25 protein-coding genes and 1 pseudogene are annotated in these 24086 nt (G+C 49.1%); 9 read left to right on the top strand and 17 right to left on the bottom strand.

The genetic code is table 11. From position 1 onward, the window contains the following. Window positions 1-59: 59 nt before the first annotated feature. From A3844_RS30235 to A3844_RS30200, 8 genes are all read right to left on the bottom strand, one after another. Complete coding sequence (locus A3844_RS30235) at window positions 60-884, bottom strand: carbohydrate ABC transporter permease (RefSeq protein ID WP_074084443.1); 825 nt, start codon at window positions 882-884, stop codon at window positions 60-62. Window positions 885-901: 17 nt separating this feature from the next. Continuing rightward, a complete protein-coding gene (locus A3844_RS30230) occupies window positions 902-1792 on the bottom strand; it encodes a carbohydrate ABC transporter permease (protein ID WP_074084444.1) in 891 nt (296 codons plus the stop codon). Window positions 1793-1919: 127 nt separating this feature from the next. Then, on the bottom strand, window positions 1920-3290 hold the full coding sequence (locus tag A3844_RS30225; RefSeq protein ID WP_083607100.1) for an extracellular solute-binding protein: 1371 nt from the start codon (window positions 3288-3290) through the stop codon (window positions 1920-1922). A 219-nt stretch (window positions 3291-3509) separates the two neighbouring features. Beyond that, window positions 3510-5708, bottom strand: a complete 2199-nt coding sequence (locus tag A3844_RS30220; protein WP_074109426.1) for a DEAD/DEAH box helicase — start codon at window positions 5706-5708, stop codon at window positions 3510-3512. After that, on the bottom strand, window positions 5705-7024 hold the full coding sequence (locus A3844_RS30215; RefSeq protein WP_074109425.1) for an ATP-binding protein: 1320 nt from the start codon (window positions 7022-7024) through the stop codon (window positions 5705-5707). Before A3844_RS30215 ends, A3844_RS30220 begins: the two co-directional genes overlap by 4 nt. After that, on the bottom strand, window positions 7024-8631 hold the full coding sequence (locus A3844_RS30210) for a TerB N-terminal domain-containing protein (protein ID WP_074109424.1): 1608 nt from the start codon (window positions 8629-8631) through the stop codon (window positions 7024-7026). Before A3844_RS30210 ends, A3844_RS30215 begins: the two co-directional genes overlap by 1 nt. 161 nt (window positions 8632-8792) lie before the next feature. Continuing rightward, window positions 8793-10010: an MFS transporter gene (locus A3844_RS30205; RefSeq protein WP_074084448.1), complete on the bottom strand. Its 1218-nt coding sequence runs from the start codon at window positions 10008-10010 to the stop codon at window positions 8793-8795. 80 nt (window positions 10011-10090) lie between these two features. After that, window positions 10091-10858, bottom strand: coding sequence for a DUF1836 domain-containing protein (locus A3844_RS30200; protein ID WP_074109423.1), 768 nt, complete (start codon window positions 10856-10858; stop codon window positions 10091-10093). A gap of 115 nt (window positions 10859-10973) precedes the next feature. On the opposite strand from A3844_RS30200, the gene A3844_RS30195 reads away from it, so the two are divergent. After that, window positions 10974-12287: a hemolysin family protein gene (locus A3844_RS30195; RefSeq protein ID WP_074109422.1), complete on the top strand. Its 1314-nt coding sequence runs from the start codon at window positions 10974-10976 to the stop codon at window positions 12285-12287. A gap of 166 nt (window positions 12288-12453) precedes the next feature. Here the strand turns inward: A3844_RS30195 and A3844_RS30190 are convergent, their stop codons facing one another. Beyond that, window positions 12454-12807, bottom strand: a complete 354-nt coding sequence (locus A3844_RS30190) for a VOC family protein (protein WP_074084451.1) — start codon at window positions 12805-12807, stop codon at window positions 12454-12456. A 151-nt stretch (window positions 12808-12958) separates the two neighbouring features. On the opposite strand from A3844_RS30190, the gene A3844_RS33665 reads away from it, so the two are divergent. Together A3844_RS33665 and A3844_RS33660 are read left to right on the top strand one after the other, a co-directional pair. Continuing rightward, window positions 12959-13447: a potassium transporter TrkG gene (locus tag A3844_RS33665; protein WP_074109421.1), complete on the top strand. Its 489-nt coding sequence runs from the start codon at window positions 12959-12961 to the stop codon at window positions 13445-13447. Continuing rightward, window positions 13359-13847, top strand: a complete 489-nt coding sequence (locus A3844_RS33660; RefSeq protein WP_074109420.1) for a potassium transporter TrkG — start codon at window positions 13359-13361, stop codon at window positions 13845-13847. The genes A3844_RS33665 and A3844_RS33660 overlap by 89 nt, the downstream gene beginning before the upstream one ends. A 38-nt stretch (window positions 13848-13885) precedes the next feature. Here the strand turns inward: A3844_RS33660 and A3844_RS30175 are convergent, their stop codons facing one another. Further along, window positions 13886-14173, bottom strand: coding sequence for a hypothetical protein (locus A3844_RS30175; RefSeq protein WP_074084580.1), 288 nt, complete (start codon window positions 14171-14173; stop codon window positions 13886-13888). 155 nt (window positions 14174-14328) lie between these two features. Between A3844_RS30175 and A3844_RS30170 the strand changes: the two genes are divergently transcribed. The 3 genes from A3844_RS30170 (at window position 14329) to A3844_RS32965 (ending at window position 17230) form a co-directional block, all read left to right on the top strand. Then, window positions 14329-15561 (top strand): aminopeptidase, encoded by a 1233-nt coding sequence (locus A3844_RS30170; RefSeq protein ID WP_074084453.1) that lies wholly within the window; start codon window positions 14329-14331, stop codon window positions 15559-15561. Window positions 15562-15598: 37 nt separating this feature from the next. Further along, window positions 15599-16828 carry an aminopeptidase gene (locus A3844_RS30165; RefSeq protein WP_074109419.1) on the top strand — a complete coding sequence of 410 codons (1230 nt, stop codon included), beginning with the start codon at window positions 15599-15601 and terminating at the stop codon, window positions 16826-16828. A 228-nt stretch (window positions 16829-17056) separates the two neighbouring features. Further along, on the top strand, window positions 17057-17230 hold the full coding sequence (locus tag A3844_RS32965; RefSeq protein WP_167374775.1) for a hypothetical protein: 174 nt from the start codon (window positions 17057-17059) through the stop codon (window positions 17228-17230). A gap of 88 nt (window positions 17231-17318) precedes the next feature. Here the strand turns inward: A3844_RS32965 and A3844_RS30160 are convergent, their stop codons facing one another. From A3844_RS30160 to A3844_RS30150, 3 genes are read right to left on the bottom strand one after another with little or no spacing between them, the layout of a single operon-like run. Further along, complete coding sequence (locus tag A3844_RS30160) at window positions 17319-18008, bottom strand: AlkZ-related protein (protein WP_143192210.1); 690 nt, start codon at window positions 18006-18008, stop codon at window positions 17319-17321. Between the two features lie 41 nt (window positions 18009-18049). Next, window positions 18050-18625, bottom strand: a complete 576-nt coding sequence (locus A3844_RS30155) for a TetR/AcrR family transcriptional regulator (protein WP_074084455.1) — start codon at window positions 18623-18625, stop codon at window positions 18050-18052. A gap of 2 nt (window positions 18626-18627) precedes the next feature. Further along, the gene (locus tag A3844_RS30150; protein WP_074109418.1) at window positions 18628-19347 is read right to left on the bottom strand and encodes an MBL fold metallo-hydrolase; all 720 of its coding nucleotides are present in this window, start codon (window positions 19345-19347) and stop codon (window positions 18628-18630) included. A 197-nt stretch (window positions 19348-19544) separates the two neighbouring features. Between A3844_RS30150 and A3844_RS30145 the strand changes: the two genes are divergently transcribed. Next, on the top strand, window positions 19545-20561 hold the full coding sequence (locus A3844_RS30145) for an alpha/beta fold hydrolase (RefSeq protein WP_074109417.1): 1017 nt from the start codon (window positions 19545-19547) through the stop codon (window positions 20559-20561). On the opposite strand, the gene A3844_RS30140 is transcribed toward A3844_RS30145, so the two are convergent. The 3 genes and pseudogenes from A3844_RS30140 to A3844_RS30130 all read right to left on the bottom strand — a co-directional run bounded on the left by A3844_RS30140 (window position 20556) and on the right by A3844_RS30130 (window position 22058). Next, window positions 20556-21353, bottom strand: coding sequence for a hypothetical protein (locus A3844_RS30140; protein ID WP_074109489.1), 798 nt, complete (start codon window positions 21351-21353; stop codon window positions 20556-20558). The genes A3844_RS30145 and A3844_RS30140 overlap by 6 nt on opposite strands. A 56-nt stretch (window positions 21354-21409) precedes the next feature. Further along, window positions 21410-21772: a DUF6773 family protein gene (locus tag A3844_RS30135; RefSeq protein ID WP_341864909.1), complete on the bottom strand. Its 363-nt coding sequence runs from the start codon at window positions 21770-21772 to the stop codon at window positions 21410-21412. Window positions 21773-21868: 96 nt separating this feature from the next. Beyond that, window positions 21869-22058: pseudogene (locus tag A3844_RS30130) on the bottom strand (helix-turn-helix transcriptional regulator). A 541-nt stretch (window positions 22059-22599) separates the two neighbouring features. On the opposite strand from A3844_RS30130, the gene A3844_RS30125 reads away from it, so the two are divergent. Together A3844_RS30125 and A3844_RS30120 are read left to right on the top strand one after the other, a co-directional pair. Further along, a complete protein-coding gene (locus A3844_RS30125) occupies window positions 22600-22905 on the top strand; it encodes a DUF2089 family protein (protein WP_074084460.1) in 306 nt (101 codons plus the stop codon). After that, entirely contained in the window at window positions 22898-23191 is a 294-nt protein-coding gene (locus A3844_RS30120) for a hypothetical protein (RefSeq protein WP_074084461.1), read from the top strand. Before A3844_RS30125 ends, A3844_RS30120 begins: the two co-directional genes overlap by 8 nt. 94 nt (window positions 23192-23285) lie before the next feature. Here A3844_RS30120 and pstB read toward each other — a convergent pair whose 3' ends face one another. Further along, window positions 23286-24062, bottom strand: a complete 777-nt coding sequence (gene pstB / locus A3844_RS30115; protein WP_074109415.1) for a phosphate ABC transporter ATP-binding protein PstB — start codon at window positions 24060-24062, stop codon at window positions 23286-23288. Between the last annotated feature and the right edge of the window lie 24 nt (window positions 24063-24086).

Genomic DNA, 24086 nt, shown 5'->3' with positions numbered 1-24086 from the left:
AACACCTTGTCCTGCCGTTTCCTATTATAAATCTATCCCATTTTTATTTGCAACGACGATTAGCCTTTAACCGCTCCTGCTACCATACCTTTGGTAATTTTGTTGGACAGGAAGAAGTAGATCAGGATAACCGGCAGCGCACCCATGACCAGGAATGCCCCGATGTTGCCGTAATTTACGGAATATTGGCTGACAAACGTGTATACCCCGAATGGCAATGTTTTTAGCTTCTCGGAGGAAATAAAGGTTGCCGCCAGGATGTATTCATTCCAGATGTTGATAAAGGTCAGGATACATACAGTCATTACCGGCGGAATAGACACCGGAAGAATAATGCTGCGGAAGATCCGGTACACGCTTGCTCCATCAATAAATGCCGATTCCTCAATCTCATGGGGGATATCTCTCATAAACCCGGAGAGGATGAAGACAGCAATCGGTGTGGAGAATGCAACGTAAGGCAGGATCAGCGACAAATGAGTGTTCAGAACGTGAATGTTCTTGAAAATAATCATCAGCGGCAGCAGTGTCGCCTGCATCGGAATCATCATGCCCATCAGGAAGATCGTCATAACGATATTGCCGTATTTCCAGCGGAAACGCGAGATGGCATAAGCCACCATGGAAGCCAGCACGATAACACAGATCATTGTAATGCCGGTAACGAACACACTGTTGGATAAGTATTTCAGATAGCTGCCTGATGTATAGGCTTCACTGTAGTTATGCCATTGAAAGGTTTTGGGGAAGGAGAAAAAACTGCCATCCATAATTTCTTCATTGGTTTTCAATGAATAGAGTAATAACCAGAGTAAAGGATATAACTGGGTCACCACAGGAATTGCGAAAAGAAGATACACGATTCCTTTTTTGAATTTTCGCATGATCGCGCACTCCTTTTCTAATTGAATTTACGTTCAATTCTATTGAATATAGTATTGATAAATCCGGTAAAGACCAGACAGACTACAACCAGGAAGCTGGCAATCGCACTGCCGTATCCATACTTCAAAGACATAAATGAGCTGTTGTACATATGTGTGGAGATAACATCGGTTGCATGAGCCGGACCACCGGCGGTCATAACCATTACCAGATCGAAGGCCTGCAGGGAACCGATAAACGCCAGTACAATCGATATTTTAAAGATCGGGACGATCAGCGGAAGTGTGATGTAGCGATCCGCTTTGAATCCGTCCGCCCCGTCAATTTTGGCCGCTTCATAAAGCTCATCCGGAATATTCTGCACCCCTGTGTACTGAATCAATAGATGGTAGCCGAAGAACTGCCATAGGGATACGAGATAAAGAGCGAACATCGCAATTTTGGGCTCGGTCAGCCAGTTGTGTGTCCAGCTGTTCAGTCCCAGAGAAATCAGAACACCGTTGAGCATACCGCCCATGGATGCCGGGTTGTAGATCGTTTTCCACAATTGTCCAATGATAACAACAGAAAGAATAACCGGTGTGAAGTAGATCGAAACCAGCGTGTTTCCTCTTTTGACATAACGGTTAAGCAAAATAGCCATTCCCAGGCAAAGTGGAATTTCCAGCATGGAAGCTACGGCATATAGCAAGGTTCTTCTTACAGACGGCCAAAACACCGGGTCATTGAAGAACATATTTTTGAAATTGCCGAAACCGACAAATGTGGCAGACGTAAGTCCGTCCCATTTCAATAAACCTGTATACAGTGAAACCAGTATGGGTATAAACACAAGGCACACGTACAAGAACAGACACGGCAACACGAAGACGGCTATTGTGCGTGCTGGCACCTTCAGTACTTTCATCTTTCCCGCCTCCTAAACAAGCAGATTCTTTGTCTATAGTAGATGTTATGTTTCATTGATAAATTTCGGTGCGAAGAAGCCAGGTTCAGCTTGCTTCGCACCGAGAGTGAACGATGATTGTGGCTGCTTATTTATTAGCTTCGAATGCGGTTTGATGTTCTTTGGCTACCGCAGCGGAATCCATTTTCTGCACGAACAGGTTCTGGATACTGCTGAGATGCACCTGAGAGGTGGCCGGATTCATCGTGTTGTCAAACGAAAGGTCGCCGCCCTTAACTTGGTTGAACAGACCGGCAATGGTAATCGCCAGATCGGAGTAACCGGCTGCTTTCAAATCGCCGTCAACCTTTTGACCCAAACCTACAGCATTTTTCAATTCAAATTGTTTCTTAGGTAGATTGCTGGCGAAGAAGTTGAGGAAATCTTTGGTTTCCTGCAGGTGCTCACTGTTAGCAGATATTGCGAATGCACTTCCTGGTGCAAGCATGAATTGGTTAGGGTCGCCTTTGCCGTTAACTGTAGGGAATTGGAATGCTCCTACTTTACCAGCTACGGACGAAGCATCCACTGCGCCTGTTTCCCAAGATCCGATAACCCACATAGCCGCTTTACCGGATTTGAAGATGTTACCGCCGGCATTGGCGTCGATGGAAGTTGCGCCGTCAGGGAACGCGCCTGCTTGAACCAACTGTTGGAAAGCATCTACTGCTTCTACGAAAGCAGGATCTTCAAAGGTTTTCTTGCCATCCATTACGTCCTGCAGGAAGCCGGGGCCGCCGTTGGTGCGAAGCAGGATATTCATGAACAAGAAGGAGCCTGTCCAGGAATCTTTTTCACCGATTGCCAGTGGGGTAATGCCCTTATCCTTGAGGATCTTTACATCTTTAAGCATTTCTTCAAAGGTAGTTGGTGTTTTAGCGATACCAGCCTTTGCGAATAAATCTTTGTTGTAATAAACCACTTCGATGTTATTACCATCCGGCAGCGCGTATACATTGCCATTAAAACTGTAGTAGTCCAGCAGCCCCGATTGATATGTGTCTTTGAGTCCGTTCTGGTCCAGCATATCGTTCAGCGGAGCGAACAGTCCGGCATCTACAAACGGTTTCATTTGTGCGGCCGGGTTAACGATTGTGATATCAGGTACTTCTTTGGAAGCCGCTTGCGTTTTGAGCTTCACTTTTTGCTGGTCTGTGTTCAGCGTATCCAGTTCAATCTTGACATTTGGATGTTCCTTTTCGTACTGATCCTTCAGCTCATGCACCATTTTGTAGGACGGTGTGGTTGGATCGGGATAAATGTTCTGGAAGGTGATGGTTACCTTCTTGTCACTCTTCGTTGTATTTGTTGCTGTTCCGCTGTTGGTGCTGTCAGGTGCTGTACTTGCCGCTGCGTTATTCTTGCTGTTGTCGTTCGAGTTGCCGCATGCCGCAACGCTTAAAGCCATTGCTGCTGTTAGTGCGACGGTGAATGTTGTCTTCATTTGTCTGTTGACCATGAATCAATGCCCCCTGTGTTCGTGATAGGTTTATTATCTTCTGATTAAGCGCTTCCAACAAGGTGGGAACTGCAGAAATAAGGTTTGTTTTTTCTAGGTATACCAAAAAAATACTCCTGTGCTCAGCAGCAGGAGTATTTGAAATTTCAAATCTATTCATTAACAGGCCTTGCTATAAATAGCATGGACAGACCTTCTTGCTGATTCAGCACGTTTTCTTTATTCCGTTCTCCCCCACTGTTTCAGCACCTCTACCAGCCCCGGAACATCCAGCCCATCGAGCGAAAAAGCTTTTCGCAGCAGGTCATGCGGAATGAATTCATCGTATTTGCCAAGGTACGGTGCTTCATCTGGTCCCAGTAGAGCGATCGGATTGGATGCAGCGGTGGCCTCCGCTATAATCTCCTGCTCCAGCGTCTCAGCATCTGTTTTTCCGGCAACAACCATATAATAAGGCTCCATGGGGGTTACCGAACGTAATCCCAGCGGGCCTTTGAGATTATTCTTCAGCAGCCGTTCCAGGGTACGGAACTGCCGGCTTCCGGCCCAAGGGAGAATGAACATCGAATCTCCGCCTGCAGGAAGCACAGAATGCTTAAGCAGTCCGCTCTCCTTGGCCAGGCGGCGGGCCCGTTCCAGTCTTGCGGCCGCACTGGGTGCCAGATAGGGGTACAGCACCGTAGCTCCCAGTACTTCACGAATCTTAGTCATAATGCGGGTATGCACATCCCCGCCCGCGCCTAGCCATAAGGTATCGACCTTACCGCGCGAGCCTTTGACATACACGGCCTTATGCCGGTTGTCTACCTCTTCAACCTTCCAGAGCTTACCCGCAAGTGTGAAGCAGTATCCTGGCGGCGGCACTGTGGTAATCGAACCGATCTCCTCAGTGCCGTTATAGACCACATGCTCCTCGTCGTCTTTGAATACGGCATAGAACCGGAAGTTATTGACGATCTTCTCCCCCGCCAGCCCGATCAGCAGACTGCCCTCATCCATGGACTGAATATGACCCATGCCGATCATATATTCCATGAACGCATCATAATCGGCAGGCTCAATACTACTGAACGAAGGCAGGCTAAGCACTGCTGCCTTTAGATCCTCCGGCTCGGCTTCGCCCATACTCTTCAGTATGCTCATCGTCTGATGGTAGAGCAGCCCGACAGGAAGCTGCCGCACGACCAGCGGCTCGACCCACTTCTCGCGCACATAGAGTTCGATGACCGCGATAGCCCTCAGCAGCGTCCACGGCATCCGTGCAGGAAGCTGCGCCTCCTCGTCCTCTTCCTCCGGTGTGACGAAGATCATCTCCGAGGCGGCGTCTCCCCTTCGCCCGGAACGGCCCAGCCGCTGCACGAAGCTGGCGCAGCTGTAGGGCGCACCAAGCTGCAGTACGCGCTCCAGCTCCCCAAGGTCAATGCCGAGCTCCAGCGTCAGCGTAGCTGCCGCCACCGCCGGACCACTTCCCTGACGGAGCGCAGCCTCCGTCTCTTCACGCAGCATCGCGGAGATACTTCCGTGATGCACATGGAATACATCGCGCTCCCCCCGCTTCGCCGCAAGCCGCCGCATCTCCAGGATCGCCTCCTCGGCATCGGAGCGGCTGTTCGTGAAGATGAGCGCCTTCTTCGAATGTGTATGATCATAGATGAAACCATAATACGCCTGGCGCGCCCGCTCCAGATGTTCGGCCTGTACCTCGTCCCGTGCATCCGGGAAGGAAAAATGTTCTACGCTGAGGCGCAGCTTGCGCCCGCCCTGCGGTGCGGAGACCTCCACACTGTCGCGGGTACCGGCAGCCAGCCATTCCGTTACGGATGCGTAGTCGCTAAGTGTGGCAGATAGACCGATCCGCCGCGGGTGGCAGCCCGCCATCCGGTTGATCCGGGCAAGCTGGCTGAGCACCTGGATACCGCGGTCCGCCCCCATGAAGGCATGCACTTCATCGACTATAATGAAGCGAAGATCATGGAACAGCGCCGGAATGGCGTTGGGGCGGTTCATGAGCAGCCCCTCTAGGGATTCCGGTGTAATCTGCAGGACTCCGGAGGGGTTCTGCATCAGCTTCGTCTTGTCTGCCTGCGGTACATCCCCATGCCAGTGCCAGACGGGAATATTCCCTTCGCGCAACAAATCATTCAGCCGGGTGAACTGGTCATTGATCAGCGCCTTAAGCGGCGCTATGTAGAGAATACCCACCGAAGCTGAAGGATCTTCATACAGCTGGGTAAGAGCCGGAAAAAACGCAGCTTCCGTCTTGCCGGAAGCTGTGCCGGAGGCTATCAGCAGATGATGCGGTGTATCGAACAGGACGCGGCAGGCGTCCACCTGGGCCTCACGCAGTGTTTCCCAGCGGTTCTTATAGATAAACTCCTTAATAAACGGAGCAAGCCTGTAAAATGGATTATCGCTCATAGGTCAAACTCCGCCAGAAATCCGTCCAGCTCGTTCGTCTCTGTTTCAGCAGGCTTTACCGTCCGCTCGCCAACAAGCTTCTCGAACGATATTTCCGGATGCTGGTGCAACGTATGCAGCAGGTCCATGAAATCGCGCACCACCTCGCGCGCGGTGAGCAGTTCTTCCGCACCGAGACGGCCTACGGCTTCTTCCATGAAATGTACGAGCTGCTCCTGCGTAAGCTTGGCCTCATAACCGTAGTGAAGGGCGTGAATATCCCGCAGCTTTTGCAGCAGCACCAGAATTTCCTCGTGAGAGAGCATATCCAGTGATATAATCGGCCCGGTAAAATTATTAAGACCCGTCCCGCCATAACGTCCGGCTACAAGCCTTGACCGCAGCGCTTCATAACTGAACAGCCCGCGGCGTCCGTCTTCCACGAATTGCGGTGTCCCCCCAATAAAGATCCCCAGCCGCTCCGCCTTGCCCTGCATAGTATCGTTGAACATGGTCAACAACTTCTCATAATTGCTCTGGCGCGAAATACTGTTGGTGATCTTATATAAGTTAACCCCTTCATCAATAAACAGCAGCAACCCTTGATACCCGATGGCACCCGTGAATTCCGCCCATAGCTTCATATACTCATACCAGTTGTCATCGTCGATAATGACACCTACGCCAAGCGCCTTGCGCGCTTCGGTACGGGTGGCGAACTCGCCGCGCAGCCAGCGCAGGGAATCCTGCTTGAGCTCATCATCGGCAAGCTTATGGCCGTTCCAGTAAGCGGCTAACACCTTGGCAAAATCAAAACCGTGTACAAGCCCGCGCATTTCCGAAGCCACGGAATAGATTCTTTGTTCCACCTCTTCACCGAGCTGCGGGGCGTCCGGGCCATAGCCCTTCTCCTGCATCACGGCTTGCTGCAGGGTAACGATCCACTTCTGGAGGATCATCTCCAGTGCTCCGCCGTCCGGGCGTGTTCGTGTGGACAGGTGGCTCATCAGCTCTTTATATGTAGCTAGGCCCTGCCCTTTGGTTCCTACCAGACGCCTTTCCGGGGACAGGTCGGCGTCCGCCACTACAAAGTCCCGGTCCATGGCGTAGTTGCGGATAATCTGCAGCAGGAAGCTTTTGCCGCTGCCGAATTTACCGGTAATCAACTTGAAGGCTGCGCCGCCTTCGGCAATATTATCCATATCACGGAGTATGGCCTCGACCTCGGGCCGGCGGCCAACCGCGATATGCTCCAGACCAATACGCGGAACAACACCCGCTGTCAGCGAGTTCATCAGCGCAGTGGTCATCCGTTTTGGTATCTTCAGTACACTCATCAATCATTCACCCCACCCAAGTATGGCAGCAACGGCATAAATTCCTCGTTCAGCTCTTCTCCATCGATCAGCAGATCACCCAGAAGATCCATCGCAGTCTCATTGATTCCATCGAACAGCAGCTCAGTCATCGTTCCACCGGCCGCAGCCAGATTGTTCACCACATTCATTCCTTTACCTTCTGCCAGAGCACGAACGACAGCCCATTCAAGCGGAGTCAGCGCAGCAGCGAACTGCTGTAAGATTGCAGGAGTACCATTACCCGCATCTGGCAGAGCCTCAGCCATAGGGCCACTATCTTCTATAATAAAAGAAGCTTCGGAATCCGCAGAGCGGTTCTCCTCCTCAGACACATGCAATTCCGCGAGTCCCGGCAACTCCTCTTCTGCCTCTGGAAGCCGATCCAACATTAGCTCGTTTTCCTCTACCGTAAGCAGTGTCCGTACGATGTCGGAATCGTTTTGAAGCTGCTTCAGCTTCCGGGGGTCAATGATAACCGCCGGGCCCTTTTCCTTCTGCTCTTCCTTCCGGAATTCACGCTGCAGAAACCGGGTGACCAGGTCTTCCATGTCGGCATCAACCTTCACATCCTTTAACCTGCCCCGGTAGCCCAGCAGCGCGCGCAGCTTATTCTCCGTCAGCCGGAACAGCCTGGTGATCAGACTGCGTAGTGGAGGAGATTTACTGATCCGCACCACTGGCACCAGTACAGAATAGCCGTATAACGAGATGTCGTACACTGCACTACGAAACAGATAACGTTCCCGCACTACTGCCGGACCCGGAGGGAACATTCCGATCAGATTAGAGCCATGCTTACGGGCTACGTATGCATCAATCAGCGCAACCACCAGCGGGATATAACGTTCAGCCACCGCCTTGCCTTCACCTGCATAAAATTTCGACTTGCTCATATCGTAATCCGACATGATGGTCAATACTTCAAAAGACAGCTGCTCCGGTGCAAAGGTCAAACAGCGCATCAGCTCAAGCTCCGCCAGATCACCGGCAAGGCCACGCGAACGGGCGACTATACCAGTCAGCGGGACCTCCAGATGATGCACAAATGAGAAATCCGCAATCCATCCGCCCAGGTATTGATCCAGTCTTTTATATTGATCCCGGTAAGCTTCCCATAACAGATTTAGCTGCCGGTATCCTTCCTGAGGCTCGTCCCAGCCCACACCATTAATCAGCTCGTAGACATGCAGAAAGATATAGGACAGATCCGTCTTTGGATACCTGCCCTGTCTGACCTCATCCCGCCAAAAGAAATACCATCTGCTCTGCGCTCCGGTCATGTGCCCATAGGTCGGCCAGTAGCTTTTGAAAGGAACAAACAGCGCTGCTGCTTCCTTGTGATCCGCAAGTTCCCTGGCCCGGACAACAAACTGGCTCTCTGTTGTAGTTACCGGTTCCTGAGTTTCTTCCATATCCCATAGTTGAAGCTGTACTGTTGACTCCTTCGGAGTCTTTTTCTTGGGCATTACCGCTGGTACCTTGGGAACCCTGGCCTCTGCTGAAGCACGTGGAGGAATCGGCACATTCTGCTCTGTGCTCTCCCACACCAGTTCTGTAAAATGCGGCTCTTTCCCGTCTCTTCTCAACTCTCCCACCCCCATTCCGGTCTTACGAAAAAACGGTCCTGTTCACAGAAGTGAAGGAACCGTTTGTGTTCTTCTGGTATGAAGTAACGCTGTCTGCATCTTACTATTAATATTAGCATTCTTGACGGACGAACATCAAGCCTGCCACTGAAGAATTGGGACTAACTGAGCTCCATTCCTTTGGTCTCTTTGCCGAGGAACAGTACCGCTAACGCACCGATGATAATGGTCCCGAAAAAGATCATGAATATCGATCCGATCCCTACTTCATTGCCAACCATGACTCCCACCAGCGTGGGTGCGATAATCCCGCCGATCCGGCCAAAGGAAGTCGCAAGTCCTGCCCCCGTTGAGCGGATGGCTGTCGGGTACAGCTCCGGTGTGTAAGCGTACATCCCGCCCCATGCGCCCAGATTGAAGAACGACAGGCAGATACCGGCAGCCATCAGCATGCCCTCGGTATTTGAATTTCCGAACCACGCAGCACTGACCGCTGTGAGCAGAAGATAAATCACAAGCACAAACTTGCGGCCGAATTTCTCGATGAAATAAGCTGCTGTGAAATATCCCGGCAGCTGTGCCAGCGTCATAATCAGTACATACTCAAAGCTTCTGACCAGACTGAAGCCTTTGATTACCATGACCGTAGGCAGCCATAGAAACATGCCGTAATAGGAAAAAACAACCGTGAACCACAAAATCCAAAGCATGATCGTTGAACGCCGGTATTCCCCGGACCAGACGGTGGCAATGCGGCTCCTCAAGGGTACAGGAGCTTTCTTTTGGATCTCTGCAAATCGTGGAGAGTCATCAATCGCCCGACGCAAGTACAATGCATAAAGGGCAGGTACGGCACCAATAGCAAAAGCCACTCTCCAACCGTAATCCGGAATCACGAAATAAGCGATTAACGCCGAGACGATCCATCCAACCGCCCAAAAGCTCTCCAGCAGGACCACCGCCCGGCCTCTTTCCTTCGCAGGCATACTTTCCGAGACCAGAGTTGAGGCTACAGGCAGTTCTCCGCCAAGTCCAAATCCGGCGATAAAGCGCAGCACACACAGCATGGCATACCCGGCGGCAAAAGCCGATAATCCACTGGCCAGTGAGAAAATAAGAAGTGTCCACAGCAGTACCGATTTACGTCCGAAACGGTCAGCCAGAATACCTGCAGCCGCCGCGCCCACTGCCATACCTATAGAATTGATGCTCGTCAAATATCCGATTTTTTCCGGTCCGAGGCCCCATTCCTTGGCAAGTGCCGCCACCACAAAAGAAATCATCCCCACATCCATCGCATCAAACATCCAGCTAAGGCCCGCACTGAACAGCAGTTTCCTTTGCTTCGGATTTTGCAGTAACGACATATTATTTAGCATTGTGCACCTCTTCCCTAACTCCGACTAATCAACCTGGTATTTATTGCTTGTTTCACTTACACATTCTAAGATTGGCGGGTTCAAAAATCAAGGAATAGCGCTGCGTTGCAGTATTGCCGGGCCAATGCCTGGAAATAGCAGGTCTGTACGGAGATGGCGGCAATCATTAGCATATTCCGTACGGCATGCCGCTGGGACCTTGTTAAATGGTTCAAACGCTGCATCATATGATCGAGCGATACCTTAAGCACCCTGTCCGCCTTAGAGGAGAACTCCTGCTGCGCGTTGCGGTCGGCGATCCCCTGGATAGGCATCACAGGACTGCTCTTAATTTCCTCAAACAACTCCGCATAGGCATGATATAGCTGTGCGGGTTCAACCAGATCATCATCGTCCCGATCCGGGGCGAGAAAGAGCATTCGGAACAGCTGGCGGATACTCTCGAAATCAAGCGCTGCTTTCAGGTCATCGATCATTAATAGAAGCGCCGCCTGATTAACGGAATATTTTTTGCCCTCCCTGGGCGAGCCCAGGTATTCTTTGAAATCGCGTTTCACCCAGTTCTGCATAGAAGTGGCAGATAGTGTAGAATACTCAATCAGGTGGCCCAGTGTGGCGATTTCTCCAAGGGACAGCCCCTTTACAGTTCCGCCTTTGATCAGCTTTTGCAGAATGGGAGGAATCTCCGTGGACAGAAAAGCCGGGAGCGAAGCCCCCTTTTCCACCTCTTCATGATGAAATTTTGACCAGGCAGCCTGCAAAATATGCAATGGCTTCCGTTCCACAGCCCCGTGCAGGGACAGCAGCAATTCCGACATCTCAATCCGTGTGAGTGTAAAAGCTTCCATATATGGCACCCCTTCGCCATTTGATTTTCTATTGAAAAGTTCGTACAATGAGTTCATATGAACTCATAATATGAGTATAACCTATTTTAACGACGAGAGGGATGGTAAAGATTTTATGGGTATAGGACTTAGTTTGACGCTTGTGGCAATTTTGATCATTTTAACCGCATTTTTTGTAGCGACGGAATTTGCATTAGTACGGCTGAGAGGCAGCCAGATTAGCCAGATGGTGCTGGAGGGCAAGAAGAATGCCCTGGCGGTACAACGGGTTGCAGCTAACCTGGACGGCTATTTATCGGCTTGCCAGCTGGGGATCACGATTACGGCACTGGGCATCGGGGCTTTGGCGGAACCTGCGTTTGAGCAGCTTCTGATTCCATTGTTCGATCTTGGCAATATCAGCCACAGTGTGAGTGAGCCCATTGCTTTTGCACTGGCATTCATTATTGCCACATTCCTGCATGTCGTAGTCGGTGAGCTTGCTCCGAAGACGGCCGCTATCAATATTCCGGAGAAAATCGGTCAAATCACCTCACCGCTGATTATTTGGTTCTACAAAGTTTTGTACCCGCTCATTTGGCTGATGAACGGTTCCGCCAACCTGCTTGTCCGTATGTTCGGGATGAAGCCGGCAAGCGAGCATGGAGATGCGCATAGTGAAGATGAGATTCGTCTGATTCTCTCCGAGAGCTATGAGAGCGGTAAAATCAACAAAGCCGAATATGGCTATGTAAACCGGATCTTCACCTTCGATGAAATGCTGGCCAAAGAGATCATGGTGCCCCGGACAGACATGGTTTGCCTGTTCACCGACCATTCCCTGAAAGAGAACTTAGAAATCATCCGTAAGGAGCAATACACCCGTTTTCCGGTGGCTGACGGAAGTAAAGACAACATCATCGGAATGATCAATACCAAACAGCTTTATCTACAATACGACAACAATCCCGACTTTGATTTCAAAAGCCTGATTTTACCGCTTCTAACCGTGTCTGAAGTTACTCCAGTGAAAACCTTGCTGACCCGTATGCAAAAAGAGCGTGTGCATATCGCCCTGCTGCTTGATGAATACGGCGGAACCTCCGGTCTGATTACCATCGAAGATATTCTCGAAGAGATTGTTGGTGAGATCCGCGATGAATTCGACGGTGACGAACGCCGCAATATCGAGAAGCTGAGTGATTTCCATTATTTATTCGACGGCAATGTCTCTGTCCTGGAAATTAAGGAACTGACAGGTCTTGATCTGCATGACGATGAGGTAACCACGATCGGGGGATGGCTCTACAGTCATCTGGAAGAACCTGCAGTTGGTAAAAGCGTGACCCATGAACAGGTCAAGCTTACCGTCCTTGAAATGAACCGGCACCGGATTCGTAAAGTTGAGATTGAAATCGGACAGCCCGGATCGGAAAATCAATATGTATAACCGGAATAATTAAACACATTAAATATAGCAAAGGCGCTCCGGTTTGGAGCGCCTTTTCGTGTGAAGAACAGCCAACGGATCAGAGTTATCGGAAGTGCTCCGTTATATATTTAACGTTGTTAATCTTTTATATGATTTAATGCCATTAATTATTTTCTGGCTTCTCTTAACATCGGCATATCATTAGTATGTTCCCATCCGGGTCCTTGAAATTGAACCAGTGATCATGCTCGATGTCAGTCAGCAGCTCTGCTCCGGATTCCTTGACAAAATCATAGGCCGCATCAATATCCTCAGTGTTCAGGTGGAAGGAAGGAACCTTCAGTACGGCTTCGGTTGTGAAAATTCTGCTGTCCAGCACAATACCGGGTCCTTGCATTGGAACCACGTACAAATGATTGAACAGCACTTCGCCGTCAAGGGGAAGCCCCAGTAAATTGCAATACCAGTTTTTTGACCGTTCAATATCACTTACCGGAATAAAAACAGCGCCAATCTGATTCAGAATCGGACTTGTCACAGCCAGTATGCCTCCTCTATAAAACTTCTAATATATTTGGACCTCTTAACCATTTCGATAAAATATGCCAATTCCCTCCCCCTTTAGAGGATGGATATGAAGATATGGTATAATCTTGTCAAATTATCTTCAGACGTCAGGAGAACATCAATTGGCCATCGTACCTTTTAGACATCAAACCCTGACACCACCCAAAATATTATCCCTGGGATTCATATTGCTGATCGCAGCCGGAACGATCCTGCTGTGCCTCCCGGCGGCTTCCACCGGAGAGAGAATTTCTATAATTGATGCTTTGTTCATGGCGACCTCAGCAACCTGTGTAACGGGCCTTGCCGTCCTTTCGGCTTCAGCCGTTGTAATTCTGGGCGGAGCCATTGTCTTTTTTGGGCTGGAGTTGAACAACACCCTAAGGCCGCTGCATCCCGGAGGCAAAATAATGGCCTCTTTCCTTCAGGCGATTACCCCGCGCTCTGGCGGAGTTACAACCATCGAGATTCCGCTTCTGCGGGAATCCACCCAGTTCCTAATGCTCCTTCTCATGTTCATCGGTGCGGCTCCAGGCTCCACCGGCGGCGGGGATCAAGATCACTACCTTCGCTATCCTCGTCAGTACAGTTTATGCCAAGATCCGGGATAAGGAAGGTATTGTCATTTTCCGCCACCGCCTCTCCAAAGAAAATGTATATCGGGCAATTACTCTGTCCCTACTCTCGCTCATGCTCGTTGTTGCCGCCACGATGCTGTTGTCGGTCACCGAAAGCGCTGATTTCTTGACTGTGCTCTTCGAGGCTGTCTCCGCATTTGGCACCTCTGGCATCACCATGGGGCTTACACCTGAGCTTACAACGATAGGCAAGCTACTGGTGATTGTTCTGATGTTCGTCGGCCGGACAGGCCCGTTGACGCTGGCTTACGCCCTCAAGCCTAAGAACACAAAGAGCTCTACCGCTATCCCGAAGGCAATATCACGATTGGCTGATACGAGCAGAAACCGCTTCATCCAGCTTCTTATTCACAACAAAAATGCGACCCTTTAACGACATCACTCATGCCATTAAGGGTCGCATTTACTTTTTCACTCTTCCTCAGCCTCTTCCGGAATCTCCTGGGTATCCAGTGCAGCATCCAGCAGCAGATTGTAGACATCGTCATCATTTTCAAGCAGCGCATCGGTTTCCAGGAACTGCTCCTCACTTCCCGGCTCACCGGCAAAGCTCAGACTGTAATCCCATTCCGTGCCGCGTTTGCTGAAAAATGTGATCTCATAAGGGGAACTGTGATTTTCAAGTGTAAAGACCGTTCTCCCTACGAAGCTTCGATCCTCTTCGCGTTTCATTTCTGCTTTTAGTATTTCCACGTTCATGTTCGTTTCTTCCCTTCATCATGTCCTAACTTCTCCTTAGTATATCATGAGATGAGAGCATTTCCCTACCTAATGTAAGCCAATTGACTTTTTTCATCCGGCGGTTAATAATTTAATACTAAAGACTAAATCAATCGAAATTGGAGGGAATTGCAATGACCCCACTGGAAACTCAGCTCAGTAAATATGCGGATTTGGCGGTTCAAATTGGAGTTAATGTTCAGCCCGGACAAATCCTCGTCGTGAGTGCGCCAATCTCGGCCGCAGAATTCGTTCGTATGATTACGGCCAAGGCATATGCCATCGGCGCAAGCCAGGTAAAAGTCAACTGGAGTGACGAGTTCATCACCCGCCAGCAATTCGAGCATGCCGCACCGGAAGTGTTCACGAAGGCACCTACATGGTTCGCCGGAGAAATGACCGAGTTCGCTGAGAATGGAGCAGCTTTTCTTCATGTCATCGCAGAGGACCCCGACGCTCTCAAAGGCATTGATCCGGAGCGGATTGCGAACTTCCAGAAAACCCGCGGAGCGGCACTGACCAAATACCGTGAAATGCAAATGTCCGACAAAGTCAGCTGGAGCATTGTTGCCATCCCGTCGCAGCCATGGGCAGATAAAGTATTCCCTGAAGTTCCGGCAGAACAACGCATCAGCAAGCTTTGGGATGCAATTTTCCACACTGTGCGCCTGGACCGTGAAGATCCGGTAGCGGCCTGGCAGGAGCATTTGGATACACTTGAACAAAAGGCCAATGTCCTGAACGCCAAAAAATACAAAAGTCTTCATTACATAGCACCTGGCACAGACCTTAGCATCGAGCTGCCTGAAGGCCATCTGTGGGCTCAAGGAGACAGCATCAATGCCAAAGGTCATTCTTTTGTCGCCAATATGCCAACTGAAGAAGTATTCACAGCCCCACTCAAAACCGGCGTCAACGGAACTGTAAGAAGCACGAAACCGCTTAGCTACGGCGGGAACATCATCGATAACTTCTCTATTACCTTTGAACAAGGCCGGATCGTTAATGTAAAAGCTGAAAAAGGCCAGGAAGCACTGGAATATCTTATCGGACTGGATGAAGGGGCGAAATATCTCGGCGAAGTTGCACTGGTCCCTCATAAATCTCCAATATCCGAATCCAACATCCTGTATTTCAATACTTTGTTCGATGAGAATGCCTCTAACCATCTGGCCATCGGCACGGCTTATGCCTTCTGTCTTGAAGGCGGTAAGGATATGAACCAGGAAGAATTGATTGAACGAGGCTTGAATACAAGTGTTACCCATGTCGATTTTATGATCGGTTCTCCTGAGATGGACATTTACGGCATTACTGCTGATGGCACCAAGGAGCCTGTATTCCTGAAGGGAAACTGGGCGTTCTAACTGAAACGGAACAGAGAGATTGAGGGGAGCGGGAATTATGCTGAGTTTCAAGCAAAAGCTGGAGAATTACGCACTGCTGGCAGTAAAAATCGGAATTAACATTCAACCGGGGCAGACCCTTGTGGTCAACGCTGACATTGCTTCTGCTGAACTGGTGCGCCTGGTTGTGCGTCAAGCCTATGAAGCCGGGGCAAAGCTGGTCAAAGTGAATTATACGGATGAGCTTGTCACCCGGACAAGGTATGAGCTAGCCCCTTCCGAAAGCTTCCTCGAACCGCCAAAATGGCAGGCAGATGAGCTGGAGGATCTGGCACGCGGCGGAGCGGCTTTCCTGTCGATCGTTTCAACAAATCCGGATTTGCTGAACGGGATAGATCCCGTTCGAATCGCCGACAATCAGCGCACCGCAGGTCAAGCCATGGTCCCTTACCGTGAACTGCTGATGGGTAACCATGTCAGCTGGAGCCTGGTGGCTTACCCTTCTCCTGTCTGGGCAGCCAAAGTATTCCCGGACGCTCCGCCAGAGCAGCAGGTAGAACTGTTGTGGGATGCTATCTTCAAAGCAGTCAGAGCAGACCAGGAGAATCCGGTTGAAGCCTGGAGCCTCCACCTGGGGGGCCTGAAGCAGCGCTGTGATATTCTAAATGCGAAGAGATACCGCAAGCTGCACTACACCGCCCCGGGCACGGATCTGACTCTTGAACTGCCTGAAGGCCATATCTGGTGCCAAGCCGGAGCTGTGAACGGTCGCGGAGTTCCTTTTCTCGCTAACATTCCAACAGAAGAGGTATTTACAGCTCCGCTTAAGACAGGGGCGAACGGCAAGGTCAGCAGCACCAAACCGCTGAGCTACAGCGGCAAGATTATTGACCGGTTCACCCTCACACTTGAAAACGGGAAAGTTACAGACTTCACAGCCGAGGAAGGTCAGGCAGCGCTGGCGTCTTTGTTGGAGATGGATGAAGGCTCGGCTTATTTTGGCGAAGTTGCCCTGGTGCCCTACCACTCTCCTATCTCGGAAAGCGGTATTCTGTATTATACTACGCTCTACGATGAAAATGCTTCCTGTCATCTGGCTATAGGTGCAGCTTATGCCTTCACCCTGGAGCAAGGAACTACAATGAGCAAAGAAGAACTGGCAGAGCACGGGATGAACCAGAGCCTGACACATGTAGATTTCATGATGGGATCTGCAGAGATGAATATCGATGGAATCACGGATGAAGGTATTGCTGAACCTATCTTCCGCAACGGAAATTGGGCTTAATCCAAACTTCTCGATAGCTTGACATTTCCATTTTCAACAAAAAACACCCTGGAGTTTCTCTTGTAAAAGAGGGCTTCAGGGTGTTTTTTTGCCTAACCAGCTAGTTTTAATCCTATAAATAGTCCAATTTTGAAGTTTTGTTCAAAATATATTCACAATATTGTTGAATTTTTTTCACAATTATGTCACAATACAGTTAAGGATTCTATTTCCAAGGAGGTTGTCCCGATGAAAGAATCATTGTCCCATGACATGGAAACGGCTGAAGTTGACCGCACCGAAGTCAAAGCTCCAGTCGACCCGAGCATCGTTGCTTCCAATGCCATCAAGTACACGGCTTATGTCATGCTGTTTTTTGGGTTCCTATATTTTCTGATTGCTTACCTGGCCCCCATGCTGTAAGAAGCTGATTAATTATATATGCTCCATAGAAAACGCTTACGGCTGATACCTTCCTTTAGGGGAAAGAATCAGCCGTTTCTATTTCTATTTACCAGGACAATACTTTCCCGAGCCATTTAACAGCACCGGGATGCCATTCCTGTTCCATACGCGATCGGAGCCACGTCACTGCTTCTTCCCTCGTACCTTTAAATGCTGGTATCTTATAATCCGCCATCCAGTGGCTTACCGTTTCAAATGAAGTGCTGTTCCACCCATTTTTCTCTCCAGCCGCATTATGTCGCTCCTTAACTCCTGAAATGACAATATCCAATGTGCCTTGCAGTTCCGTAACGGCATTGTCAAATGCAGTTTTCTTCTCCTTTGCCTTCATATCCGCCAGCGTACGGAGTTCACGTGTCTCAATCCCCTGATTATCGCGAATGATCTGTAGCAAGGTTAATGCTTCCCTGCTGCACAGTCCGCTATCGTAGCGTTCCTCCAAGGAAAGCTGGCTACCCGCAGCCGCCGTGTAAGCCGGGAACCATTCACTGGAGACCAGGACTGCCTTTTTCCGAATGAACTTTCCATATGCAGCCACACCCTCGCCGGGGAAACGGGCACGCCAGGACCATGGATCCAGCTCCGTATCCGAATGCCAATTCTCATCTAGGGTCAATCCGGTCACGGAAGGATGCTCCGGGAGGAGTGAGGCCAGCGGCAGGATACCCAGCTTGCCAATAACCTCTTTCATTTCCTCATAAGTCGTGACTATTCCTTGCTCTTCCACTCTGCCCACGAATGTTTCCTCCTTAAATTCAACTCGTTACCCTTGTCCTGCTACTCTCTTAAGCTCATGCTTCGGATACCAGCAATGAATGTGCTAATCAGCCGGTTTAAGCTGACGTTGGTATCCAGAGGCATGCCAAATCCTCCCTTGTTCTCCAAGGCAGCGAATCCGTGCAGCAAGCTCCGCCAGCCCCGGACCGCATGCAATTCTCCCTCAGCGCCAAGCTCATAGCCGGACAGCACTTCAATAATTAATGATAGTACCTGTTCGCTCGCTTTCTTCAGCTCCGGATTTCCTTCCTCTGGCGCCCGCAGCGTGGTCTCATACAGTCCGGGATGCTGCCTCGCAAAGCCAATATAAGCTTGTCCCATGGCGTGTACAGCTGCATCACCCTTCAGTCCAACCGAAGCAGCAGACATTGCGGCATACAGCAATTCAAGGCCGTGTACAGCAAGCAATGAACGCAGACCCTGGAGTCCGTTAATGTGATTATACAACGACGGTGAACGTACGCCCAGCTTGGCTGCGAGCGCAGCCAAGGTCACTTCTTCTATTCCTTGCTCATCGGCAATTTCCGCAGCTGCCAGTACTAATGTATGTGTGTCCAATCCAGCTCTGGGTGACATTTTCAGTTCCCTCCTTTCTTCTGCATTTCTTCGGCTTGTTTAATCGCGAACTTCATTTGTTCGACCGGTGCCTTAAGCAGATTTCCGTGTCCTACTGCTAGAAGCTTCGGTGAAAGTCTAAGTAGTTTCATCGCACTTTCCAGTGCTGTGGTCTTATTCCAGGTAGCCATCGCAGGGAAAGGGAACAACGGTACAACCGTTCCTGATACAGCTGTTCTACGAAAGGTCTGAAAAGCATCGCCAACCACAAGAGCGCCGGTACGCTGATCCAGGAAAGACATCGAACCCGGTGTATGGCCCGGTGTCGAAATAGCTGTTAACGAGCCTATAGCATCGCCCTCCCGCAGCAGGATATCCGGCACGGTGGTGATTTTAGCCGGAACACTGCCTTTTATTGGCGTCTGCAGTTCGTCAGCCCTCAAAGATCGGTCGCCCCTAAGCAAGGCCGAATCTCTTTCAGAAATATACACTAGCGCTGCCGGAAGCCGCTTCTTCAGTTCATCCAACGCTCCAACATGATCACCATGGGCATGTGTCAGTATGATGCGATTAACCGGTTTATTCAGCTTAGTAGCCGTGTCCATAATGCCCTGCACACTGAACGGCATCGCAGCATCAATTAACGTCAGTCCATCCTCTTCTTCTATAAGATAACAATTCACAGGAAAGAATCTGGGCATCCAGGTCAACTGCAGCAAATGGCCTTCTTGAGTTAATCTCATATGAGCCCCTCCAAAACTAATGTTATTAGTTATAATATAAACTAATGTAATTAGTTTATCAAGTGTTTATGCTCAAACATAGAGAATAACTTTTTATTCTACATTAGGAATATAAAGTCTACTTTTTCAAAACCATATGTGGTATTATTCACTTTATATAATACAATTGTATTAAATAAAGGAGGCGTGCTGCCATTATGAACCGATTCAAATCTGGGAAAAGTACAGCAAAAAGCTCAGGAAAAAGGCTGCTGCTGTTTGTTTTATCTGCAATAATCCTCCTGATAGGTTCAGGATTTTTGTACGAATCCATAGCTTCGAATATGGCTAAAAAGCAATATCCGCCACCAGGAAAACTGGTAGAAGCCGGTGGCTTCAAACTGCACCTAAACAAACAAGGTTCCGGGGGTCCTACTATTATTCTCGAAGCGGGAAGCGGCGAGACCAGCTTATCGTGGAGGAATATCCCTGAAGAGCTGGCTAAGATCGCAACTGTGGTCAGTTATGACCGGGCTGGTTATGCATGGAGCGAGTCATCTCCCAATGAGCGAACCGGCGCTAATATCGTCCGAGAGCTGCATGACGCGCTTATGAACGAAGGTTTACCCGGCCCTTATCTGGTTGTTGGCCATTCCCTTGGCGGAATGTACGCTCGTCTCTTCACTGAGACCTACAGGGATGATGTCGTGGGTCTCGTACTGGTGGATGCCAGACCGGAGAATGATGAACGGGAGACAGCATCTATTCTAAAAGCAGAGAACTTCGCCGGGAATCCATCAGCTGCCGTGCTCACCATATTGAAGCGTTCTGGAATTATGCGGTTGTTCCAGAACAGCCTTTTGGCAGGTATGGTTGCGAAGGAAGATCGGGGTGAATTCATTAATGTCATATCTACACCAAGCTATTTTACCGCCAAAGAGCAAGAAGGCGCCTTGGCAAGTTCAACCGAGGATGCTATCCGCGGGCAAACCTTCGGCGCTCTTCCGGTGCGTATCATTGCCCGGGGGCTTCCGCAGGACTATGCTTCATTCGGATTTTCCGAAGCAGGCGGTAAGCAGCTCGAAGCGATCTGGCAAGCCGGACAGCGCAGCATGCTGAACCTCTCCACAGACAGTGAACTCACCATTGCTAAACAAAGCGGCCATATGATTATTCATGATCAGCCGGAGCTAGTCATCGAGACGATACGCAGCTTGCTCTCTTTGTCTTTATAGCATAGTGCCAAAATAAAATTCCAGCTTCTCCCGCGAGATCCTGTCCTCACCCCGCCAGTTGGCAACAGAGATAAAATCACTATCTCCGCCACGCCCCAGCCGGGGCTCTTCCTGCGGCACCAATATTCCCGCAAAACCCCAAATCTCCATAAGCACATCGCGTTCCTGCTTACTTGAGGGGAACAGGTCTTTCCAGCGCTTTTCCAGTTTACGTGCCGTATCACCAGGATCACACTCTTCCACTGCTTCTATCAGGCGTCTGAGGATTTCCAAATCTGCTCTGCTAATGCTGAGTTCTTCTTCTCTACTTAGGAGTTCAAGATCCAGCCAGCAATACAAAAGCTGGTTAAGACGGACCCCGCCCCATTTCACCCTTTCAAAGTTAAGCACATTCAGGTCTGCATTTATATAGTTCTTGTCGGACATGATTTTACCCGCGTTACAATCTCCACAGCAACTATAACTGGCTCTCTCCAACGGGTGCTGTTCATAGGTATGAAGTGCCAAGCCGGAAGTCAGTGCCCAGCTGGACAAAGCACTCCGTAAATGAACTTTCCGCGAAGACAGGCTATGTACAAAAGCTGTCGCTACCCGTTCTTTGGTGACGGCGCTATCATGAAGCTCCCGAATCCGGCGCACACATTCGTCATGTGTGATCGTAACCGGATCAAACATCAGTCCATGGCTTTTGGCATATTCAAAATCTTCACCAGTGTATACAGCTGGAGCACTCTTCCAGCCAGCCGAAGACCAAAAGGTTGTCTGTAGAACTTTCTTGGCTCTTTTGTCCATATTCATGCATCCCTCCATCTGATTTATACGATTCAAGAAAGCATTATGCATTAGATTCAGTCCAGGGGTTTATCAGCATTTTGGGTTGATCTACTCATCATCGCTCTCTGTATCCAGTTGATGCCAAAGAAAAATATCACACCCCCAGCCAATGCGCTTGCCACATTTTTGAACAAATCTGTCGTTCCGCTTTCCAGCAGATCATAGCTGATCATCAGGACCGTCCAGACGGTTGCCCCTATGGCACCGCTCAGCAGATTTGCTTTCTTGAACTTCTGCTTCTCTCCGGCTCTGCCCGAAAGTAGGTAGAGACCACTACGAATCCCCTTAACCGTAATATAGAGGCAGGCTGCCATCAGAATAAGAAATATATCCAACCAGTACTTTATATCCCACTGCAGAATAAATACCTTTACCATTATGTGATCAACAGCCCCACAAGCACAATCAGAAAGCCGTGTGAATTCAGTTTTGATTCTCGGCTGTAAGGCGTTCATCTTTGTAACCACTATTCTTCATGCTTCTTCCTCCCAGAAAATATCATTTAAGGTTCGCCCCAATACCTTGCAGATGGCAATACATAGCCGGATGGACGGATTATATTTGCCGGCCTCAATCAGCCCGATTGGTACTCGTGACCCCTACCGCTTCCGCAAGCTGCTCCTGGGACAGATCCTTCTGAATCCGCGCCAGCTTCAGCTTCATATTCTTCTGCTCGCCCACCTGTCCCCCTCCTGAATCATTATAAAATGGTAATATTGTAATCTATAAACGTCATCATGTACATTATATATTGCATCATGCATGTTATTATACAAAAAGGCATCCCGCAGGATGCCCGAAAAGAAGCACTGGAATGATGACGATGCTATAGGCACGAAAGTATAATCCTAGCGTTTCCAGATATCTTTACATGGATTGGTCTTCCATATCGTGCCGATTCCCCACTCCCACGCTGCAGCTGGAAATTCTGCATCAATATGGAGACGGGAACCAGAACCGCTATGTTTTGTGTGTTCTGTGGGTCCTTGTAAGTATCAATGGGCTGTTGGAAAATGTACATTGTTTCGAGGGAACTAATCGCCAAGATGGTAGCTCTGGTCGCTGTTGTCGCTCTTGGCGTACCCTGTGGATAGGCTCCCTTTAGATTGAACGTATCCGGGTAAAAGTCATTGTATATATTGACCTTAATATAATTAATGTTATAATGAACATTATTAATAATAATACGAAAGGATGGTTCGGTTTGGAGATTGATAAAATACCTGTATGGATACTTGCCCTAGAGCAAGAAGATGCCGTGTTTCTTAAAAATTTTGTTGTGAAATCGGGATCTTTAAAAGAAATATCCAAATTATATGATGTTTCTTACCCAACTGTACGACTGCGACTGGACAAATTAATTCAGAAGATACTGATGAATGACCAGCAGGAGGAGGAACCTTTTCAGGCGTTTATTAAGGGATTGGCAGTTGATTCCCGAATTGATTTAGAAACCGCTAAAATAATTATTGAAAAATATAAAAAAGATAAGGAGAAACGTAATGATTGAATTAATTATTGGTTTGAGTATTGCTGCTATATTAATGTTGGTAGAATATTTGTTGAGTGTAAAATTAGAAAATCCCTTGTGGGGAGGGATACTTCCTTTAATTTTGATTATCGGAACTGCTTATGTTTTTATGAATGGCATATTACAGCCAAATTCTAAAACCCTTTTTCCGTTTCTACTTTTAATCTCTTTTATACTTGGAGACTGGGGTACTGGACGTGAAAAGCATATCAAAAACCGCAAAGCTGAACTTGAAAAAATGAAAATAAAGGATATTGAGTATTAAAGCCTTTAGGAACTGTTTTCAAATTCTGAATGCCTGAGGGCTTAACAAAAAAATATGGTCCCTCACCAAGGAGGGACCATACTTGTTCAGAGTATCAGCCGAAGCGGCCCATGATATACTCTTGAGTCATTTGATTCTCAGGGTTGCTGAAGACCTTCTCCGTCTTATCATATTCTACAAGCGAGCCCAGGTAAAAGTATGCTGTATAATCCGAGATCCGTGCAGCTTGCTGCATATTGTGTGTAACAATAACAATCCGCAACTCCTCTTTCAGTTCCTTGATCAGCTCTTCGACTTTACCGGTAGATACCGGGTCAAGGGCAGATGCGGGCTCATCCAGCAGGAGAATCTGAGGATTGACCGATAAGGCTCTGGCAATGCAAAGACGCTGCTGTTGTCCGCCGGATAATGCGAGCGCTGAATCCTTCAGACGGTCCTTGACTTCGTCCCATAGAGCCGCACGGCGCAGGCTGCCCTCCACAATTTCATCCAGAGCCGTTTTGCCCTTGATCCCGTGATATTTAGGACCAAATGCGATATTCTCGTAAATGGATTTGTAGAAAGGGTTAGGCTTTTGCCAGACCATACCGATTTTTTGGCGAAGCTTGATTACATCTGTACCTGGAGCATTGATGTCCACACCATCGATCCAGATGCTCCCCTTTGTTGTGGAACCGGAGATTTCATCATTCATCCGGTTGAGCGAACGGAGAAAGGTTGATTTGCCGCAGCCCGAAGGGCCGATTAGCGCTGTAACTGTATTCTGTGCAAAAGGAAGACTAATCCCTTTTACTGCTTCATAAGTGCCGTAAAAAATGCTCAAATCCTCGGTTTGGAACGATTCGCGTACCATTGGTTCCGCTATACCCATCTCATATTCCTCCTAATGATCCAT

This window comes from Paenibacillus helianthi, assembly GCF_001909055.1.
Classification (GTDB): Bacteria; Bacillota; Bacilli; order Paenibacillales; family Paenibacillaceae; genus Paenibacillus_AQ; species Paenibacillus_AQ helianthi.
This window is presented reverse-complemented; position numbering and strand designations above follow the sequence as displayed.

Excerpts from the sequence above, each read along its gene's own strand:
- A3844_RS30230 (WP_074084444.1), bottom strand. The coding sequence starts at position 1,792 with ATGAAAGTACTGAAGGTGCCAGCACGCACAATAGCCGTCTTCGTGTTG.
- A3844_RS30145 (WP_074109417.1), top strand. The coding sequence starts at position 19,545 with ATGAACCGATTCAAATCTGGGAAAAGTACAGCAAAAAGCTCAGGAAAA.
- pstB (WP_074109415.1), bottom strand. The coding sequence starts at position 24,062 with ATGGGTATAGCGGAACCAATGGTACGCGAATCGTTCCAAACCGAGGAT.
- A3844_RS30215 (WP_074109425.1), bottom strand. The coding sequence starts at position 7,024 with ATGAGTGTACTGAAGATACCAAAACGGATGACCACTGCGCTGATGAAC.
- A3844_RS30225 (WP_083607100.1), bottom strand. The coding sequence starts at position 3,290 with ATGGTCAACAGACAAATGAAGACAACATTCACCGTCGCACTAACAGCA.
- A3844_RS32965 (WP_167374775.1), top strand. The coding sequence starts at position 17,057 with ATGAAAGAATCATTGTCCCATGACATGGAAACGGCTGAAGTTGACCGC.
- A3844_RS30200 (WP_074109423.1), bottom strand. The coding sequence starts at position 10,858 with ATGGAAGCTTTTACACTCACACGGATTGAGATGTCGGAATTGCTGCTG.
- A3844_RS30235 (WP_074084443.1), bottom strand. The coding sequence starts at position 884 with ATGCGAAAATTCAAAAAAGGAATCGTGTATCTTCTTTTCGCAATTCCT.
- A3844_RS30150 (WP_074109418.1), bottom strand. The coding sequence starts at position 19,347 with ATGAGATTAACTCAAGAAGGCCATTTGCTGCAGTTGACCTGGATGCCC.
- A3844_RS30205 (WP_074084448.1), bottom strand. The coding sequence starts at position 10,010 with ATGCTAAATAATATGTCGTTACTGCAAAATCCGAAGCAAAGGAAACTG.
- A3844_RS30155 (WP_074084455.1), bottom strand. The coding sequence starts at position 18,625 with ATGTCACCCAGAGCTGGATTGGACACACATACATTAGTACTGGCAGCT.
- A3844_RS30135 (WP_341864909.1), bottom strand. The coding sequence starts at position 21,772 with ATGGTAAAGGTATTTATTCTGCAGTGGGATATAAAGTACTGGTTGGAT.
- A3844_RS30220 (WP_074109426.1), bottom strand. The coding sequence starts at position 5,708 with ATGAGCGATAATCCATTTTACAGGCTTGCTCCGTTTATTAAGGAGTTT.
- A3844_RS30195 (WP_074109422.1), top strand. The coding sequence starts at position 10,974 with ATGGGTATAGGACTTAGTTTGACGCTTGTGGCAATTTTGATCATTTTA.
- A3844_RS30165 (WP_074109419.1), top strand. The coding sequence starts at position 15,599 with ATGCTGAGTTTCAAGCAAAAGCTGGAGAATTACGCACTGCTGGCAGTA.
- A3844_RS30140 (WP_074109489.1), bottom strand. The coding sequence starts at position 21,353 with ATGGACAAAAGAGCCAAGAAAGTTCTACAGACAACCTTTTGGTCTTCG.
- A3844_RS30120 (WP_074084461.1), top strand. The coding sequence starts at position 22,898 with ATGATTGAATTAATTATTGGTTTGAGTATTGCTGCTATATTAATGTTG.
- A3844_RS30170 (WP_074084453.1), top strand. The coding sequence starts at position 14,329 with ATGACCCCACTGGAAACTCAGCTCAGTAAATATGCGGATTTGGCGGTT.
- A3844_RS30175 (WP_074084580.1), bottom strand. The coding sequence starts at position 14,173 with ATGAACGTGGAAATACTAAAAGCAGAAATGAAACGCGAAGAGGATCGA.